Origin of the sequence: Vreelandella malpeensis (genome assembly GCF_020622355.1) — a bacterium.
Taxonomy (GTDB): domain Bacteria; phylum Pseudomonadota; class Gammaproteobacteria; order Pseudomonadales; family Halomonadaceae; genus Vreelandella; species Vreelandella malpeensis.
The window spans coordinates 176,915-193,294 of record NZ_WHVL01000005.1 but is presented as its reverse complement, the minus strand read 5'-3'; the positions used below and the strand labels follow the sequence as shown (position 1 = coordinate 193,294).

Below are 16,380 nucleotides of genomic sequence, written 5' to 3'. Positions count from 1 at the left end.
ATGTCAGATACGCCGATCAACCTCGAGGCGCTGCGTCAGCGCATCGACCAGCTCGATGGTGACATCGTGCGCCTGATCAGCGAGCGTGCCAGCTGCGCCCAGCAGGTGGCACACGTCAAGCTCGCCGAGGACGAGAACGCCATCTTCTACCGCCCCGAGCGCGAGGCCCAGGTACTGCGCCGGATCATGGCGCTCAACGAAGGGCCGCTCGACGCCGAAGAGATGGCGCGGCTGTTTCGCGAGATCATGTCGGCGTGTCTGGCGCTGGAGAAGCCCATCAAGGTGGCCTACCTCGGCCCCGAGGGCACCTTCACCCAGCAGGCGGCGCTCAAGCATTTCGGCGACAGCGCCGTCAGCCTGCCCATGGCAGCGATCGACGAGGTGTTTCGCGAGGTCGAGGCCGGCGCGGTCAACTACGGCGTGGTCCCGGTCGAGAACTCCACCGAAGGCGTGGTCAACCATACCCTCGACACCTTCATCGACTCCTCGATCCGGATCTGTGGCGAGGTCGTGCTGCGCATTCACCACCACCTGCTAGTGAGCGAGAATACCCGGCGCGACAAGATCACCCGCATCTATTCGCATCCGCAGTCCTTCGGTCAGTGTCGCAAGTGGCTCGACGCGCACTTTCCTCACGCCGAGCGCGTGCCGGTCTCCTCCAACGCCGAGGCGGCTAAGCTGGTCAAGACCGAATGGCACAGCGCGGCGATTGCCGGTGACATGGCGGCCAAGCTTTACGGGCTGGCCCACATCGCCGAAAAGATCGAGGATCGGCCGGACAACTCGACCCGTTTTTTGATCATCGGCAGCGACGACGTGCCGATGTGCGGCGAGGACAAGACCTCGGTAGTGGTAGCGATGCGCAATCAGCCAGGAACGCTTCATGATCTGCTCGAACCCTTCCATCGCCACGGCATCGACCTGACCCGCATCGAGACGCGTCCCTCGCGCACCGGCGTCTGGAACTACGTCTTCTTCATCGACTTCAAGGGCCATCGTGACGAGCCTGGCGTGGCCGCCATGCTCGAGGAAGTGAGTCAGCAGGCGCTGGAGCTTCGCGTACTGGGTTCCTACCCCCAGGGCGTGCTGTGACCGAGCGTGTGGCCTTTGTACCGGGCGGCGGGTGCCGCGAGCCGGCACTTCTGATCGTCGGGCTCGGCTTGATGGGCGGCTCACTCGCCGCTGCCCTCAAGGCGCGAGGCTTTTACGGACGTATCGTGGCTTGTGATCCGAGCGAGAGCGAAATCGCCCTCGGTATCGAGAAGGGGTTGATCGAGGCCGGCGGCTGCGAGCTCGCGCCGCTTCTCGACGGCGTGTCGATGATCGTGCTCGCTGTACCGGTGCTGGCCATGGAGTCGGTGCTCGAAAGCGTGGCCGCGAACATCGGCCGCGCCGCGCCGGACGTGGTCATCACCGATGTCGGCAGCACCAAAGGCACGATTCGCGAAAGCGTGGTGCGCGTTTTCGACCGCATGCCCGCAAGTGTCGTGCTGGGCCACCCTATCGCGGGCTCCGAGAAGAGCGGCGTGGACGCCGCCAATCCCGAGCTCTACGTCGATCACAAGGTGATCCTGACCCCGGAACCCGATACCCGAACGCGCGCGCTCGAACGGGTGCGCGCGCTGTGGCAGGCGTGTGGTGCCGAGGTGCTCGAGATGAGCGTCGAGCGCCACGATCAGGTACTGGCGCGCACCAGCCATCTGCCGCATCTGCTGGCGTTCTCGCTGGTCGATACGCTGGCCCGCCAGGACGAGCGGCTCGACATCTTTCGTTACGCCGCCGGCGGCTTTCGCGACTTCACCCGCATTGCTGGCAGCGACCCGGTCATGTGGCGCGATATCTTTATCGCCAACCGTGACGCGGTACTTTCGTCGCTCGACGATTTCGAGGCGGGGCTCAAGACGCTGCGCGCGGCGATCGCCTCCGGCGACAGCGATGCGCTGATCGCCACCTTCGACCGGGCGAGCCATGCGCGGCGCTACTTTGGAACCCTACTCAGTAAAACCAGTTACCAGGCGGAGTACCATATGCATTCTCAGCAGCGCGTCACTTACCGTGTCCAACCCGGCGGTCAGGCCCAGGGCCGGCTGCGGGTACCCGGCGACAAGTCCATGTCCCACCGCTCCATCATGCTGGGGGCGCTGGCCGATGGCGTCACCGAAGTGAAAGGATTTCTTGAAGGCGAGGACAGCCTGGCCACGCTTCAGGCATTTCGTGAAATGGGCGTGGCCATCGAAGGCCCCCACCAGGGGCGCGTGACCATTCACGGCGTTGGCCTGCATGGCTTGAAGGCGCCGGCGGGGCCGCTTTACGTCGGCAACTCCGGGACCGCCATGCGGCTGTTCGCGGGCCTTCTGGCCGGACAAGCCTTCGATAGCGAACTGACCGGCGACGAGTCGCTCACCAAGCGCCCCATGGGACGCGTGGCGGACCCCTTGAGAGCGATGGGCGCCACCATCGAGACCGCCGAGGGCGGCCGGCCGCCGCTTGCCATCAAAGGCGGTGCATCGCTCAAGGGCATTCGTTACGACATGCCGATGGCCAGCGCCCAGGTGAAATCCTGCCTGCTGCTCGCCGGGCTCTACGCCGAGGGCGAGACTCGCGTGCGCGAGCCGGCCCCTACCCGCGATCACACCGAGCGCATGCTCAACGGCTTCGGCTATCCGGTGTCTCGCGAAGGCGACACCTGCTGGCTCGAGGGCGGCCATACGCTCACGGCAGGCCCGATCGACGTGCCTTCAGACATCTCCTCGGCGACGTTCTTTCTGGTCGCCGCGGCGATCACCCCAGGCTCGGACATTACCCTTGAGCACGTCGGCATGAACCCCACGCGCATCGGTGTGATCAACATCCTGTCGCTGATGGGCGCGAATCTCGCCTTCGAGAACGAGCGCGAGGTCGGCGGTGAGCCGGTGGCGGACATTCGCATTCGCTACGCGCCGCTGTCCGGTATCGACATCCCCGTCGAGCAGGTGCCGCTGGCGATCGACGAGTTCCCGGCACTGTTCATCGCTGCCGCCAATGCCGAGGGCACCACGCGCCTGCGCGGCGCCGAGGAACTGCGGGTCAAGGAGTCCGACCGTCTCCAGGCGATGGCCGACGGACTCGCGGTGCTGGGCGTCGAGCATACCCTGGTCGAGGATGGTATCGATATCGTCGGGCGCACCGCGGGCGCTGGCGAATCGCCCAGCTACGCCGGTGGCACCGTCGACAGTCTTGGCGATCACCGCATCGCTATGGCCTTTGCCGTCGCCGCGCTCAGGGCCTCCAGCGAGATCGTGATCGAGGATTGCGCCAACGTAGCGACCTCTTTCCCCGGCTTTCTGGGCCTTCTAGAACGCATCGGCATGACGGCCGAGGAGGCGCGGGCGTAATGGTGTCGATTCCTGTACTCACCATCGATGGCCCGGGCGGCGCCGGCAAGGGAACCATCAGCGGCCTGATCGCCGAGCGGTTGGGCTGGCACCTGCTGGATAGCGGCGCGCTTTATCGGCTGACCGCCCAGGCGGCGGTCAAGCACGGCGTCGCGCTCGATGACGAAGCCGCGCTCGAGGCGCTGGCGGCGCGCCTGGATATCGCCTTTCCCGTCGAGCAGGGCGCCGCGCGCACGCTGCTCGAAGGTGAGGACGTGACTCGCCTGATCCGCACCGAACAGGCCGGCGAGCGGGCCTCCAGGGTGGCGTCGCTTCCTGGGGTGCGCCAGAGTCTGCTCGACCGCCAGCGCGACTTCTGCAAGGCGCCGGGACTGGTGGCCGATGGTCGCGACATGGGCACCGTGGTGTTCCCCGAGGCACCCCTGAAGATATTCTTGACGGCCAGCGCCGAAGAGCGTGCCCGACGGCGGTACCAGCAGTTGCAGGCCGCCGGTGTAGATGCTAGTCTTTCGAGTCTTTTGAAGGAGATTCAGGCACGCGATGCACGCGACACGCAGCGCAGCGTGGCCCCGCTCAAGCCGGCAGATGATGCCATCACGCTTGATACCACGCGCCTGAGTATACCGGAAGTGGTTGATCGGTTGATCCAGCTGCTGGCCCAGAAAGGGCTTGCGGACGGGCGCTGACTCTCCCTTGCGGCGTTTTTGGGAAGGTGTCACGACATGGCAGGGCGGCAGTTCATATGATCCTTCATATCGGAGAGCCCGGTCAGGTCCAACCAGCGCTAACACCCCCGAGAGCTGAGTTACATAGGCCCGTACTCGCTGGTGGTACGGAGAAGGCGTCATGCCTCAACAACGTTGATCACGTAGGAAAACCATGAGCGAAAGCTTTGCTGAACTGTTTGAACAGTCTCTTAACGACATCAACATGGAGCCGGGCGCCATCGTCGCGGCCCAAGTTGTCGACATCGATGGTGACTGGGTTACCGTCAATGCTGGTCTGAAATCCGAAGGCCAAATCCCTGCGGCCCAGTTCCGCGATGAAAACGGCGAACTCAACATCGCGATCGGCGACGACGTCCACGTGGCGCTCGAAGCCGTCGAAGATGGCTTCGGCGAAACCCGTCTGTCGCGCGAAAAAGCCAAGCGTGCTGAAGCTTGGAAGATTCTGGAAGCGGCCTTCGAGAAAGACGAGATCGTCAAGGGCGTGATCAACGGTAAGGTCAAGGGCGGCTTCACCGTCGACGTCGACTCCATCCGTGCCTTCCTGCCGGGTTCTCTGGTCGACGTTCGTCCGGTTCGCGACACTGCGCACCTGGAGAACAAAGAGCTCGACTTCAAGGTCATCAAGCTCGACCCGAAACGCAACAACGTCGTCGTCTCACGCCGCGCCGTACTCGAAGCCGAGAACAGCGCCGAGCGTGAAGCGCTGCTCGCCACTCTTCAGGAAGGCCAGCAGATCAAGGGTATCGTCAAGAACCTGACCGACTACGGCGCCTTCGTTGACCTCGGCGGCGTCGATGGCCTGCTGCACATCACCGATATGGCCTGGAAGCGCATCAAGCATCCGTCCGAGATCGTGGCCGTGGGCGACGAGATCAACGTCAAGGTGCTGAAGTTCGACCGCGAGCGCAACCGCGTATCGCTGGGCCTCAAGCAGCTGGGCGAAGATCCGTGGGTCAACATCAAGGCACGCTACCCGGAAGGCACCAAGGTGCAGGCCGTGGTGACCAATCTGACCGACTACGGCTGCTTCGCGGAGCTGGAAGAGGGTGTCGAGGGTCTGGTTCACGTTTCCGAAATGGACTGGACCAACAAGAACATCCACCCGTCCAAGGTCGTGCAGGTCGGTGACGACGTCGAAGTCATGGTTCTGGACATTGACGAAGAGCGTCGTCGTATTTCCCTGGGTATCAAGCAGTGCACCGCCAACCCGTGGGAAACCTTCAACGCCGAGTACAACAAGGGCGACCGCGTTTCCGGTACTATCAAGTCGATCACCGACTTCGGTATCTTCATCGGCCTGGAAGGCGGCATCGACGGTCTGGTTCACCTGTCCGACATCTCCTGGACGGAAACTGGCGAAGAAGCGGTTCGCCACTTCAAGAAGGGCGACGAAGCCGAAGCCGTCATCCTGTCGATCGACCCGGAACGCGAGCGCATCTCGCTGGGTATCAAGCAGATGGATTCCGATCCTGTCGCTGAATACCTCTCTGTCAACGACAAGGGCAGCATCGTGACTGGCCGCGTCGTCGAAGTCGACGCCAAGGAAGCTCACGTTGAACTGGCAACCGACGTCATCGCCGTGCTGAAAGCGTCTGAAATCAGCGCCGACCGTGTCGAAGATGCGCGTAACGTGCTCAGCGAAGGCGACAGCGTTGAAGCACGCATCGTCAACGTCGATCGCAAGAGCCGTCAGATCAATCTGTCGATCAAGGCGAAAGAGCAGGACGACACGCGTCAGAACATGAAGAAACTGCGCGAGCAGGATTCAGAAACCGGTGGTGCTACCACGATCGGTGACCTGATCAAGCAGCAGATGGGTCAAGACTAAACGTCACGACTCCATGCTAAAGGACGCCACCTTCGGGTGGCGTTTTTTTGTATCGATGAAACCTATCGGTAGTGAAAGGTTTCAGCCAACAGTAAAGTTTAGATATTAAACTCTAGATATAAAAAAAACGATTAGTAAATAGCTCGAGATCAACTAGACTATTGTCAATTTGAGTAAATAAAGTAATAATGGTAGCACCTCAAGGCGACTTGAAGACCGATACAATAATGCAGTGTCTCTGGTTCGTTTCATCTCTATTCTGAAGGAATCCCCATGTCACTTCTTAACGAATATATTCAAAAAGAGCAGCAGTTAAAGCAGCTTCAGGAAGATCTTCAGCGTCTCGAAGGAGATCAGCGGTTGAAGAGTGAGCTGGAATTCAAGTCCAAGCTCGAAGCGCTGATGAACGAGTTCGGCAAGCGCCCTGCCGATGTCGTGGCACTCCTCGAACCCTCCAGCGAACAGCGTAGCGCAGCTCCGAAAGCCGCCGCATCCTCCAGCCGTCGCAAGCGCCGCTTGAAAGTCTACAAGAACCCGCATAACGGTGAGGTCATCGAAACCCGTGGTGGCAATCATAAAGGCCTGCGTAGCTGGAAGGACGAGTACGGTGAAGAAACCGTCGAGTCCTGGCTGCAGCAGGATAGTTAAGGATAGTGCCGGTAGCCTGAACAGGGCACCGGCATTTTTATATTCAAGATGCCTTTTCCTGAAGCGATTCGCGCCTTCGATTTTATGTAAACGTTTTCATCCAATGCGCATCACTTCATCGATGTTCAATGAGTAGGGCACGGTCAGGCTTGCATTCGATTAAAGATCGGTTAATTACGGGCTTCATTTATTCGAATGCAGCAAGACGACGATCACCGCCGTCGTACTGTTCTTCGCATAGCGTCTATACTCATTATTGTCAGGTCAGCGCTTTCTCTGGGTGCCAGCAGCCATCTCTGATTTCACCGGCGGTTCACTCTCTCTGACACCTGGCTATGAGAAGCCTGACTATGGGAAGGGTCTGGTTCTGGTTAAGGCTTTTCTCGCTTGGTAATTCGATGTTAGTACACCGCTGGCGCGTACCTATAGCACTATGCTTAACGTGTGAAGTCACTCCTTGCTCAAGCATGTATTCGAATGGACCAGCGCCGTTCGTTGGTGGGGAGTGTACCGCTACCTATCCTTGGCTCTCTTCTTAAGTAAGGTGTAAATGTAAGGTCGATGAAATATCAAAAGGCACACAAACAGCTGGACGAGCGCGACAAGCTGCGCAAGTTTCGTGAACTGGACGACGCTTTTGCTCAGGCGCTGAAGCAGCTCGAAGAGCCCGGCAATCATTTCGATATCCCTACTGGCCCCCCCGTGCGTTCGCTCGCGGATCTGGAAGAGCAGGAGAAGGAGAGCCGGGCACAGGAACACGAGCGGCTCTTTGGTGAGCGCCTAACAGCGCTTTGCAAGGAGTATGGCTACAGTGCAAAGGTCGTGAAGGAGCTGGTCGAACTGCTCGTACATCATGGGCGCTGGGATCTCGAAACCACGCCGATAGTGACTCGCGGTGATAGTGACTCTCAACGGTAGCGGTAGATCCGTAGGCTAGGCAGGAAAGGTTCCGACTCGAGTTTTTCATCACGTCGCTTGGCGCGTGTGCGCGTTGCGGGCGCCTGCATGGAAGGCGCCTTGATATGCGGCAAGCGCGTCTCCTGCGCAGGCACCACCAGCGGCATGGCAATATTCATGGCCTGGCGGGTATGGCCGTCGAGCAGCGGTTCGACGAAGAACAGGTTGGCGCGCATCAGCGGTGCCTGGGCCTGTACCTGTGCCAGGGTTTCGTCACTTGGAAGGCCCGCGAGCTTTTTCAATTGAATGCGAACATGGGCGGCGTCAGTATCGAGTGCCAGCAGCTTGGCTTCAGCCTGCTGAACACTCAGCTTCTTGATCGAGCGCCCGCTCGTGTACCAAGCCAGGCGTACACGGGCCACCGGTGCCGGTGCGGTGGGCAGGTGGCGCCAGCACTGCTTGAGATGAAGTCTCGCCATGGCGGTCTTGCGCAGCACGTCCCCTACGCGGGGATGACGCGCCGGCAAGCGCGCCTTGGCTTCGCTCAAGGCGCTGGGTGAAAGTGCCTTGATATGTCCCAGCAGCTCACTGATGGCACTCTTGGCCACATTGACCTCCGCCACTGCCTCGAGCAGCGCTTCATCGGCGGCGATCACACCGATGTAGTTGCGCGTCTCGCGCCCATCCTGCCCCTCTTTGTGCCACATATCGAGCAGCGCCTCGCGAAACCAGCCGATGTCATCGAGGGCATCCAGCCGCCAGGTCGGCGGTCGAATGGCTTCGTAGAGGGTCGAGGCTTGATCAATGGCCTCGAGCAGTGCATCGAAGCGTGCGTCGAGCTCGTGGTAAAGGCGATAAGCGGTGGGTTCGGAGCGGGTCATGAAAGGCTCAGCTCAGTGGGGCATCCTTGTCGGCCTGGGCAAGCAGCGTCTCGATATCGGCCTCATCCATGGCCGATTCGCCGCCGATGCGATGTGTTTCGTCAGCCCAGGCGCCCAGATCCAGCAGCTGGCAACGTTTGCTGCAGAAAGGGCGGTAGGCGCTGTCCGGTATCCATGAAACTAGTTTAGTGCACTGCGGGCAGGATACTTCGAGCGGTGAATCGTTGGCCGGTGACATAACACTCCTAGGCGGTGGAACTCAGGTAACGGTAGCGCTGGTCGAGAAGGTCGACCTTGGAAGCGAGCAAGGCCGGATCGGCCTCGTTGTCGATCACGTCGTCGGCACGTGCCAGTCGCTCTTCCCGAGAGAGCTGGGCGGCCAAGATGGCATCGACCTGTGCTTCGCTGACCCGGTCGCGGCGCAGCGTGCGCTCGCGCTGTGTCTGCATACTAACATCTACCACCAGCGTGCGCGCGACAAGTGCATCCTGACCCGACTCGAACAGCAGTGGCGACACCAGCAGTACGTAAGGCGCACGTGTGCAGAGCTCTGCCAACTGCTCTTCAAGGCGCTGGCGAATCCGGGGGTGGGTGACGGACTCGAGCCAGCGCCGCTCGTCGGGTGCGTCAAAAATCCGAGCACGCAGCGCTGCGCGATCCAGCGTGCCATCTTCGAGGCGCACGCCGTCACCGAAATGGGCAAGGATCTCGTCGAGCGCCGGCTCGCCGGGCATGACCACTTCACGAGCGACATCGTCGGCATCCACGTAGGGTATCCCGAGTGCTGCGAAGGCAACCGCGACGGTGGATTTTCCCGAGCCGATACCGCCTGTCAAGCCAACGATCATCAGTGTGATTCCAGTAGTCAGTGGTTTCGATCAGGCGCCGAGGCGCATGTACAGGGCGAAGAGCTCGTCACCGGCCAGTAGGCATGTCCAGCCAGCCAGCGCCAGAAAAGGGCCGAAGGGCAGCGGCTTGCCGCGCAGAGCGGGCGAAGACGCCTGGGCGGCAAGTCCGACGGTGGCGCCTAGCCCTGCCGAAAGCACCAGCAGAAGCGGCAAAAAGGTCCAGCCAAGCCAAGCGCCCAGCGCGGCCAGGAGCTTGAAGTCGCCATAGCCCATGCCTTCCTTGCCGGTGACCAGCTTGAACAGCCAGTAGAAACTCCACAGGCTCAGATAGCCCGCCATGGCGCCGATCACCGCATCACCTAGCATGTAGGGCTGAAACAGGAGCTGATAGACAAGGCCGAGCCATAAGAGTGGTAGCGTCAACGCATCCGGCAGCAGGTAAGTACGAAAGTCGATCACTGAAAGAGCCAGCAGCACCAGGCACGCCGAATAGATGAACAGCGTCTGCGGCACCATACCAAAGAGCGCCAGTACCGCGACCGCAAGCAGGCCGCCGGCGAGCTCCACCAATGGATACTGCATGCTGATGGGCTGATCGCACTGCGCGCAGCGCCCGCGCCGCTTGAGCCAGCCCAGAAGCGGCAGGTTGTCGTGCCAGGCAATGGGGGCTTCGCAGTGCGGGCAGAGCGAGGCGGGTGTGGCAAGATTGAAAGGAGCGGCAGACTCGGCGGGCATCTCGAGGGCTTCGAGTGCCTCGCTTCGCCAGCGGCGCATCAGCATCACCGGAAGGCGGGTGATCACCACGTTGAGGAAGCTGCCAAGGCAAAGTCCGACGACGAAAACGAAAGCATAAAGAATGACTGGCGGTAAACCCATGGTGCTCCAAAGGCGTGGGGAAAAATTAGAGGGCCGTACCGATCTCGAAGATGGGCAGGTACATGGAGACCACCACGCCCCCGACCAGCAGACCCAGGACCACGATTATAACCGGTTCCATCAACGAGGTGAGGGTGTCGACCTTGTTTTCGACCTCTTCCTCGTAATAGTCCGCGACCCGGTTGAGCATGGCGTCGAGGGACCCGGCCTCTTCTCCGATGTTCACCATCTGTACCGCCAGCGGCGGGAAGCGGTTGGTGAGGCGCATGGCGAAGTGCAGCTGCTGGCCGGTGGTCACGTCCTGGCGCACCTCGTCGATCGCCTTCATGTACACGCGGTTATCTGCAGCACCAGAGGCCGTCTCGAGCCCTTCAAGCAGGGGGACGCCGGAGCTGAAGGTGGTGGCGAGCGTACGGGTGAAGCGCGACACGGCGGACTTGTGCAGGATATCGCCCAGCACTGGCAGGCGCAGCATGAACTGGTCGATGCTGAAGGCCACGCTCTCAGAACGCCGAGCGGCGGCCTTGAGCAGCACGATGGCGCCCACGATCAACGCGAGTGCCGGCAGCCAGAAAGCCTGGGCGAGCTCGGAGAAGCGCACGGTCAGTTGGGTCAACATGGGAAGCTCGGCGCCGAAGCCCTGGAACATGCTCTCGAACTCGGGCACCACTACCACGAGCAGCACCATCGTCACCCCGACGCCGATGGTCATGACCGCCCCCGGGTACCACAATGCCTTCTTCACCCGTGCCTTGAGAGACGCGACCTTCTCCTTGTAGGTGGCGACCCGTTCGAGCATCTCGTCCAGGGCACCGGCCTGTTCACCGGCGGCGACCAGGTTAACGAAGAGACGGTCGAACTGGCGCGGGTGCTTGGCCATCGCCTGAGAGAGACTGTCACCGGAGGAGACGTCGCGCATGATCTGCTGGGTGAGCTCCACCATGGCGGGTTTCTTGACGCTTTCCGAGATCGCTTGCAGCGCCTGGAGTATCGGGATGCCGGCGCGCATCGTGGTGGCCATCTGGCGGGCGAACAGCGTGATGTCGACGCTCTTGACCTTGCCGCGTCCATTGAGGCTACTGCGTTTCTGGATGCGCATCGCGCTGATGCGCTGCTTGGCAAGCTGCTCGACCACCTCCTCCCGGGTGCGGCCGATCAGCTCACCCTTCATCACCCGCTCCTGGGGGCCCTTGCCCTGCCATTTCCAGCGGTGCAGAGGGGCGAGTTTGGTGCGCGTTTTCGCTTTGGCCATCACCGCGGTTACTCCTTGCTGATCCGGTTGACTTCCTCGAGGCTGGTGCTGCCGTCCAGCACCCGGTTGAGGCAGCTCTGATAGAGACTCGAATGGCCTTCACGGCGGGCGAGCTGGTCGATCTCGATGGCGTTGCCGTCACGCATGATCAGGTTGCGCATGGCGTCGCTGATCGGCAGCACCTCGTAGATGCCCACGCGCCCCTTGTAGCCTTGAGTGCACTGCTTGCAGCCCACGGCCCGGTAAAGAGTGGCGTCCTCGAGCTGCTCGGCGGTGAAGCCGGCTTTCTTGAGCGCCGCCATGGGGATGTCTGCCGGGGTCTTGCAGTGCGCGCACAGCCGCCGCGCCAGTCGCTGGGCGATGATCAGGGTCACCGAGCTTGCGATGTTGTAGGTGGCAACACCCATGTTGGCCAGGCGCGTCAGCGTCTGGGCCGCAGAGTTGGTATGCACGGTGGAGAGCACCATGTGGCCGGTCTGTGCGGCCTTGACGGCGATCTCGGCGGTTTCCAGGTCACGAATCTCGCCGACCATCACCACGTCCGGGTCCTGACGCAGGAACGCCCGCAGGGCGCTGGCGAAGTTGAGCCCGATCTTGGGCAGCACGTTGACCTGGTTGATGCCAGACACCTTGATCTCCACCGGATCCTCGGCGGTGCAGATATTGCGCTCGATCTCGTTGAGCATGTTGATGCCGGTATAGAGCGTCACCGTCTTGCCACTACCGGTGGGGCCGGTCACCAGGATCATGCCTTGAGGGCGCGTCAGCGCGGTTTCGTACTCTCGTTGCTGCTCGGGGCTGAAGCCGAGCTGCTCGATCCCCAGGCGTACCGAGGAGGGGTCGAGTATTCGCAGTACCAGCTTCTCGCCGTACACCGTGGGCAGCGAGTTGACACGAAAGTCGATCGATCGGGTGCGCGAGAGTTGCAGCTTGATCGCGCCATCCTGGGGCAGCCGGCGCTCGGAGATATCCAGCCGCGACATGATCTTCAGGCGCGCCGCGATCCGGTCGCGCATCGCGAATGGGGGCTTGGCGATCTCGATCAGCATGCCGTCGATACGAAAGCGCACTCGATACTGAGACTCATAAGGCTCGAAGTGAATGTCCGAGGCGCCCCGGCTGATGGCGTCGAGCAGTACCTTGTTGACGAACTTGACCACCGGGGCGTCGTCCTTGCTGCCGGCGCTGCTCTCCAGGTCGATCTCTTCGTCTTCCTCGGTCACGATGTTGAGCTCGGCCACGGCGTCATCCACGCCGTCCAGCTCGTCGAGCAAGCTGCGCTCGTTCTGCGTCACGTAGTGGGCCAGATTGCTGCGAATCTGGTCGATCGGCGCCAGCACGCCCTCGACGCTCAAGTTTGTGGCGAACTGCAGCTCGTCGAGCTGCGTAAGGGTGGCAGGATAAGGTACCGCCACGGTCAGGCGGTGACCGTGGCGCGCCAGCGGCAGCACGTTGAGCTTGGTGAGCAGCTTGACCGGGTAGTCGCTGGCCGGTGGCAGCGCCTTGAGCCTGACCGCCTCCAGGTCGACCACCGGCAGGCCGTACTCCCAGGCGGCGGCGAGCACGGCGTCTTTCGAGGCCACCAGGCCACTCTCCACCGCATGCTCGAGAAACGAGAGCTCGAGCCCGGCGGCGCTGTCATCGGCGACTTCTGCCTGTGCCTCGGTCAGCGCGCCGTGATCGACCAGGCGTCTGGCAACGCCGGTCAGCTCGCGGTCGTAATGCGGCTCGTCGAAAGGGGTAGGGCTCATAAACTTCGCCTGGTAGTCGGGGCGGCAACGAGGGGCAGTTGCCATCAAAACTACTATAGTGCATGTTCCGGCGTCATCAAAAAGCCTGAATAGCGCTGAAAAACGGCTGATAAACCCCAGTTGTCAAGGAATGAGAGCTGGTCTAATGTGAATTCATAACGGGCTAAGCCCCTTTAGATCACCCCCACGACTCCACGCAAGGGAACCCATCATGCAAACACCGACCACCTCGCAAGTGCGCCGCTACTATCAGGCTGGCTTTACGCTGATCGAGCTTCTGATCGTGATCGCGATCATCGGTATACTGGCGGCGATTGCTGTACCGCAGTATGGGAATTATTTGGATCGTTCAGAGCGTAGTGCTTGCCTTTCAGAACTTAGTTCCTATAGGTCTTTAGCAATGTCTACGACAGCTGTAGGCGCTAGTGAGGCTGAGAATCCTGAATTTGAATTTCAATCTTGTGATGTAGGAGAGTCAGATTTTACATCTCTTAACGATAGGTTTAGAGGAACAAATGAGCCTACTGGTGCAACCCCTGTTACTACACAAAATCGCAATCAAACTGTATATGTAAGCGCTACTGGTCAAATTTCTGCTGATAATCCTGCTTCTACCCAAGAATAAATTGTTTTTAGCAGTTATTCGATAGGCTAAAAAGCTGTTATACGGCTTTTTAGCCTAATTTTATATCTATTACAGATACAAGCTTAATTTATAAAATTTAAAAAAGGGGGTGGTCTCATCCCCCCGCATCATATAATTCAATTATACTTAATCGAATCTCTATTTAGTTGATGTCATGACACCGCCATCTTCTGCGCTTACCATGAACCGTTTAATCTTGAACGCGGGAGAGCATATGGCGATTACCTTGAAGGCGCGCCTTGATGAAGCGGTGCGCATCGCCGGAGAGGCGGGGCGGATAATCACTCAGGCTCGAGCGGAGCAGCGTTTCGACCGGCGCATGAAGCAGGGCATCGAGCTGGTCACGGATGTCGACGTGGCGGTGGATACGTTCATCAGCGAGGAGCTTGCGCGCTGTTTCCCCGGCGAGGCGCGCCTGAGCGAGGAGCTGAGCCCGGAGCAGGCCACGGGGCTGGAAGAGGCCCTATGGGTGGTCGATCCGATCGATGGCACCGTGAACTTTGCCCAAGGGCTTCGCCACGTGGCGGTCTCGATTGCCTGGCTTGAGCGCGGCGTGGGCAAGGTCGGCGTAGTGCACGCGCCGTTTCTTGACGAGACCTTCACCGCGGTGGAGGGTGGTGGCGCCTTCTGCAACGGTTGCGCCATTGCGCCGAGCGGCGCCGACGCGCTGGCCACGACACTCGTGGGCACCGGTTTCCCCTATGATCGCAGCGCGCGCAAGACACTCATGCCTCGCTTGGAAGCCATTCTCACTCACTGCCAGGACATCCGCCGCAACGGCGCGGCGGCGCTGGATATCTGCGATATTGCCTGCGGGCGCCTCGATGCTTATGTCGAAACCGTCTCGCCCTGGGACTTTGCTGCCGGGTGGGTCATCGCCCGCGAAGCGGGGGCGACGGTAGGGAGGCTGGTAGACGTGCCGCCGGGATTTTCCGAAGACCTGTACCCGCAGCAGCTACTGATCACCGCGCCCGGTGTTTTCGATGAGATGAAGGCGCTGCTCGTGAGCGTGTAATAATGCGATTGCCAAGCATTTGATAAGAAAGCCTAAAAAGGTCTTTTCATTTGCACCGTTTAACGCTAGTATACGCTCCGTTCTGAGGCGATAAGCCAACGGGCATCGGAGTGTGGCGCAGCTTGGTAGCGCGTTGCAATGGGGTTGCAAAGGTCGCAGGTTCGAATCCTGTCACTCCGACCAAAAGAATCATAACGAAAACCGCCGCTTACGGATCATGCCGAGCGGCGGTTTTCGTTGGTGTCGTAAAACTTTCTGAATATATTGGTAAAACGTTGCACCGGGCCGTAAAAATCATGCCTTTTGCTTCATTGCCTTGAGCAGCGTCTCCATGTTGAACGGGTTGCCTTGGGCGAGCTGCCAGCGTGTGTCGTGCTTGTCCAGATATACCTGGGTGGTGCTCACATCTGAGTGCCCCATCAATACCTGAATCTCCTCCTCACTGACCCCTTTCAGCTCGAGTAATCGAGATCCCAAAGCGCGTATCTCGTGATATGTGGGTCGCTGTTCTTCTGGCATCGAGCGGATGGTGGGAACGCCCTGGGCGAGCTCATTGAACGTTCGCGACAGGTAGTCAGGTGTCACTTGCGACCAATGCCGCCCTGGCCTGCGTTTGGGCATACGGCTTGGCCTGCGATGCACGATATGAGGCGACACCGGTTCGATCTGGCGTGACCGCTTGATGATGTCTTCCATGGTGTCGGTCATGCCGATGGCAACGTAGGCCGTCTTACTGCGCTCTTTGGTCTTCTGGCGGATGTAGTGCAGTCGCCCATCGTGGGCATCATCGTATTTTGCAGCCACTACCTCCGCGCGACCGAGCAGGCATACGAGCGAGAGTTCCATCGCGATTTGGAACCAGGGTGGTGCGGCTGCATGGATAGCGCGAAATTGCTCGACGGTGAGCCGCTGGCGCTGCTTCTCGTAGAAGTTGTCCTTTCGTGTAGGCGTTACAGGGTCCACGGTTGCCCAGCCTTTCGTCTGCGCAAACTGGAATATCTGGGAGAGCACCGCGCGGTATTGAACGTACGCCGTGTTGTGGTGGTTCTCGTCGAGGTATTCGGCACACCAGCGAGTCGTAACATGCTCGAGCAGCACGTTCCCGGCATCAGCGATGATGCGGTTTCCACGCCCGCGCTTTGCCTTCTTCGTCCACTCACCCAACTTGCTTGGCTCGACCCATTCCGCCAGCCAGGCATGCACCGCGTCTTTTAGCGTTACTCCGCTTTCGCCCATCACCTCGGCGACCAGGTCCCCACCTACTCCAAGCCTCGCATTGAGCACCCGGGCGGCATCCTGCGCCTTTGCACGGTCTCTTCCCATGCCATGCCGCGTACCCGTATCGGGCCGCCGGTAGGTGTAATACCCGCGGTTCTCGTACAAGTTGGGCTCGAGGCCCTTATTTTTTCGCTTGCGCGGGCGTGGTGCCATGTCAGGCTCCTAGTACACTGTCGGCGAGTTCGTTGCCGGTCTGGCGCCGTTCGGCGTCCAGGTCGATAAACCAGGTCCCGCCGATTTTCTTAGCGGGTACATGGCCTTCCCGGCACCACCGCCGCACCGTAGTGGGTGAGGGCGGCCGCCCTTCGAATCGAGCGCGACTCCACTGCTCCAGCTCCATCAGTTTTCCAGTTTTCAT

General features: G+C 60.5%; 16 protein-coding genes and 1 tRNA gene. 9 read left to right on the top strand and 8 right to left on the bottom strand.

Annotation, left to right across the window (positions count from 1 at the left end; genetic code table 11):
* The 6 genes from pheA (at window position 1) to GEV37_RS12785 (ending at window position 7,496) form a co-directional block, all read left to right on the top strand.
* Window positions 1–1,092 carry a prephenate dehydratase gene (gene pheA, locus GEV37_RS12810; protein WP_227390649.1) on the top strand — a complete coding sequence of 364 codons (1,092 nt, stop codon included), beginning with the start codon at window positions 1–3 and terminating at the stop codon, window positions 1,090–1,092.
* Window positions 1,089–3,374, top strand: coding sequence for a bifunctional prephenate dehydrogenase/3-phosphoshikimate 1-carboxyvinyltransferase (locus tag GEV37_RS12805; protein ID WP_227390648.1), 2,286 nt, complete (start codon window positions 1,089–1,091; stop codon window positions 3,372–3,374). The genes pheA and GEV37_RS12805 overlap by 4 nt, the downstream gene beginning before the upstream one ends.
* Window positions 3,374–4,060: a (d)CMP kinase gene (gene cmk / locus GEV37_RS12800; protein WP_227390647.1), complete on the top strand. Its 687-nt coding sequence runs from the start codon at window positions 3,374–3,376 to the stop codon at window positions 4,058–4,060. Before GEV37_RS12805 ends, cmk begins: the two co-directional genes overlap by 1 nt.
* 193 nt (window positions 4,061–4,253) lie before the next feature.
* Window positions 4,254–5,930 (top strand): 30S ribosomal protein S1, encoded by a 1,677-nt coding sequence (rpsA, locus tag GEV37_RS12795; protein ID WP_227390646.1) that lies wholly within the window; start codon window positions 4,254–4,256, stop codon window positions 5,928–5,930.
* Between the two features lie 273 nt (window positions 5,931–6,203).
* Complete coding sequence (locus GEV37_RS12790) at window positions 6,204–6,578, top strand: histone-like nucleoid-structuring protein, MvaT/MvaU family (RefSeq protein WP_227390645.1); 375 nt, start codon at window positions 6,204–6,206, stop codon at window positions 6,576–6,578.
* A gap of 561 nt (window positions 6,579–7,139) precedes the next feature.
* On the top strand, window positions 7,140–7,496 hold the full coding sequence (locus GEV37_RS12785) for a hypothetical protein (protein WP_227390644.1): 357 nt from the start codon (window positions 7,140–7,142) through the stop codon (window positions 7,494–7,496).
* On the opposite strand, the gene GEV37_RS12780 is transcribed toward GEV37_RS12785, so the two are convergent.
* The 6 genes from GEV37_RS12780 to pilB are packed head-to-tail and all read right to left on the bottom strand — an operon-like array spanning window position 7,487 to window position 13,083.
* The gene (locus tag GEV37_RS12780) at window positions 7,487–8,356 is read right to left on the bottom strand and encodes a DNA replication terminus site-binding protein (RefSeq protein ID WP_227390643.1); all 870 of its coding nucleotides are present in this window, start codon (window positions 8,354–8,356) and stop codon (window positions 7,487–7,489) included. The two genes, GEV37_RS12785 and GEV37_RS12780, sit on opposite strands and share 10 nt — an antisense overlap.
* A gap of 7 nt (window positions 8,357–8,363) precedes the next feature.
* A complete protein-coding gene (gene yacG, locus GEV37_RS12775; protein ID WP_227390642.1) occupies window positions 8,364–8,594 on the bottom strand; it encodes a DNA gyrase inhibitor YacG in 231 nt (76 codons plus the stop codon).
* Window positions 8,595–8,601: 7 nt separating this feature from the next.
* A complete protein-coding gene (coaE, locus tag GEV37_RS12770) occupies window positions 8,602–9,204 on the bottom strand; it encodes a dephospho-CoA kinase (RefSeq protein WP_227390641.1) in 603 nt (200 codons plus the stop codon).
* A 30-nt stretch (window positions 9,205–9,234) separates the two neighbouring features.
* Window positions 9,235–10,080 carry a prepilin peptidase gene (locus GEV37_RS12765; protein WP_227390640.1) on the bottom strand — a complete coding sequence of 282 codons (846 nt, stop codon included), beginning with the start codon at window positions 10,078–10,080 and terminating at the stop codon, window positions 9,235–9,237.
* Window positions 10,081–10,105: 25 nt separating this feature from the next.
* Window positions 10,106–11,332, bottom strand: a complete 1,227-nt coding sequence (locus GEV37_RS12760; protein ID WP_227390639.1) for a type II secretion system F family protein — start codon at window positions 11,330–11,332, stop codon at window positions 10,106–10,108.
* A gap of 8 nt (window positions 11,333–11,340) precedes the next feature.
* A complete protein-coding gene (pilB, locus tag GEV37_RS12755) occupies window positions 11,341–13,083 on the bottom strand; it encodes a type IV-A pilus assembly ATPase PilB (protein ID WP_227390638.1) in 1,743 nt (580 codons plus the stop codon).
* A 211-nt stretch (window positions 13,084–13,294) separates the two neighbouring features.
* Between pilB and GEV37_RS16995 the strand changes: the two genes are divergently transcribed.
* The 3 genes from GEV37_RS16995 (at window position 13,295) to GEV37_RS12740 (ending at window position 14,927) form a co-directional block, all read left to right on the top strand.
* Window positions 13,295–13,708: a prepilin-type N-terminal cleavage/methylation domain-containing protein gene (locus tag GEV37_RS16995; protein ID WP_275951407.1), complete on the top strand. Its 414-nt coding sequence runs from the start codon at window positions 13,295–13,297 to the stop codon at window positions 13,706–13,708.
* A gap of 235 nt (window positions 13,709–13,943) precedes the next feature.
* Window positions 13,944–14,744 (top strand): inositol monophosphatase family protein, encoded by an 801-nt coding sequence (locus tag GEV37_RS12745; RefSeq protein WP_227390637.1) that lies wholly within the window; start codon window positions 13,944–13,946, stop codon window positions 14,742–14,744.
* A gap of 106 nt (window positions 14,745–14,850) precedes the next feature.
* Window positions 14,851–14,927 (top strand) — tRNA-Pro (locus GEV37_RS12740).
* A gap of 111 nt (window positions 14,928–15,038) precedes the next feature.
* On the opposite strand, the gene GEV37_RS12735 is transcribed toward GEV37_RS12740, so the two are convergent.
* Window positions 15,039–16,175 carry a phage integrase Arm DNA-binding domain-containing protein gene (locus tag GEV37_RS12735; RefSeq protein ID WP_227390636.1) on the bottom strand — a complete coding sequence of 379 codons (1,137 nt, stop codon included), beginning with the start codon at window positions 16,173–16,175 and terminating at the stop codon, window positions 15,039–15,041.
* A 1-nt stretch (window position 16,176) separates the two neighbouring features.
* Entirely contained in the window at window positions 16,177–16,380 is a 204-nt protein-coding gene (locus tag GEV37_RS12730) for an excisionase (RefSeq protein ID WP_227390635.1), read from the bottom strand.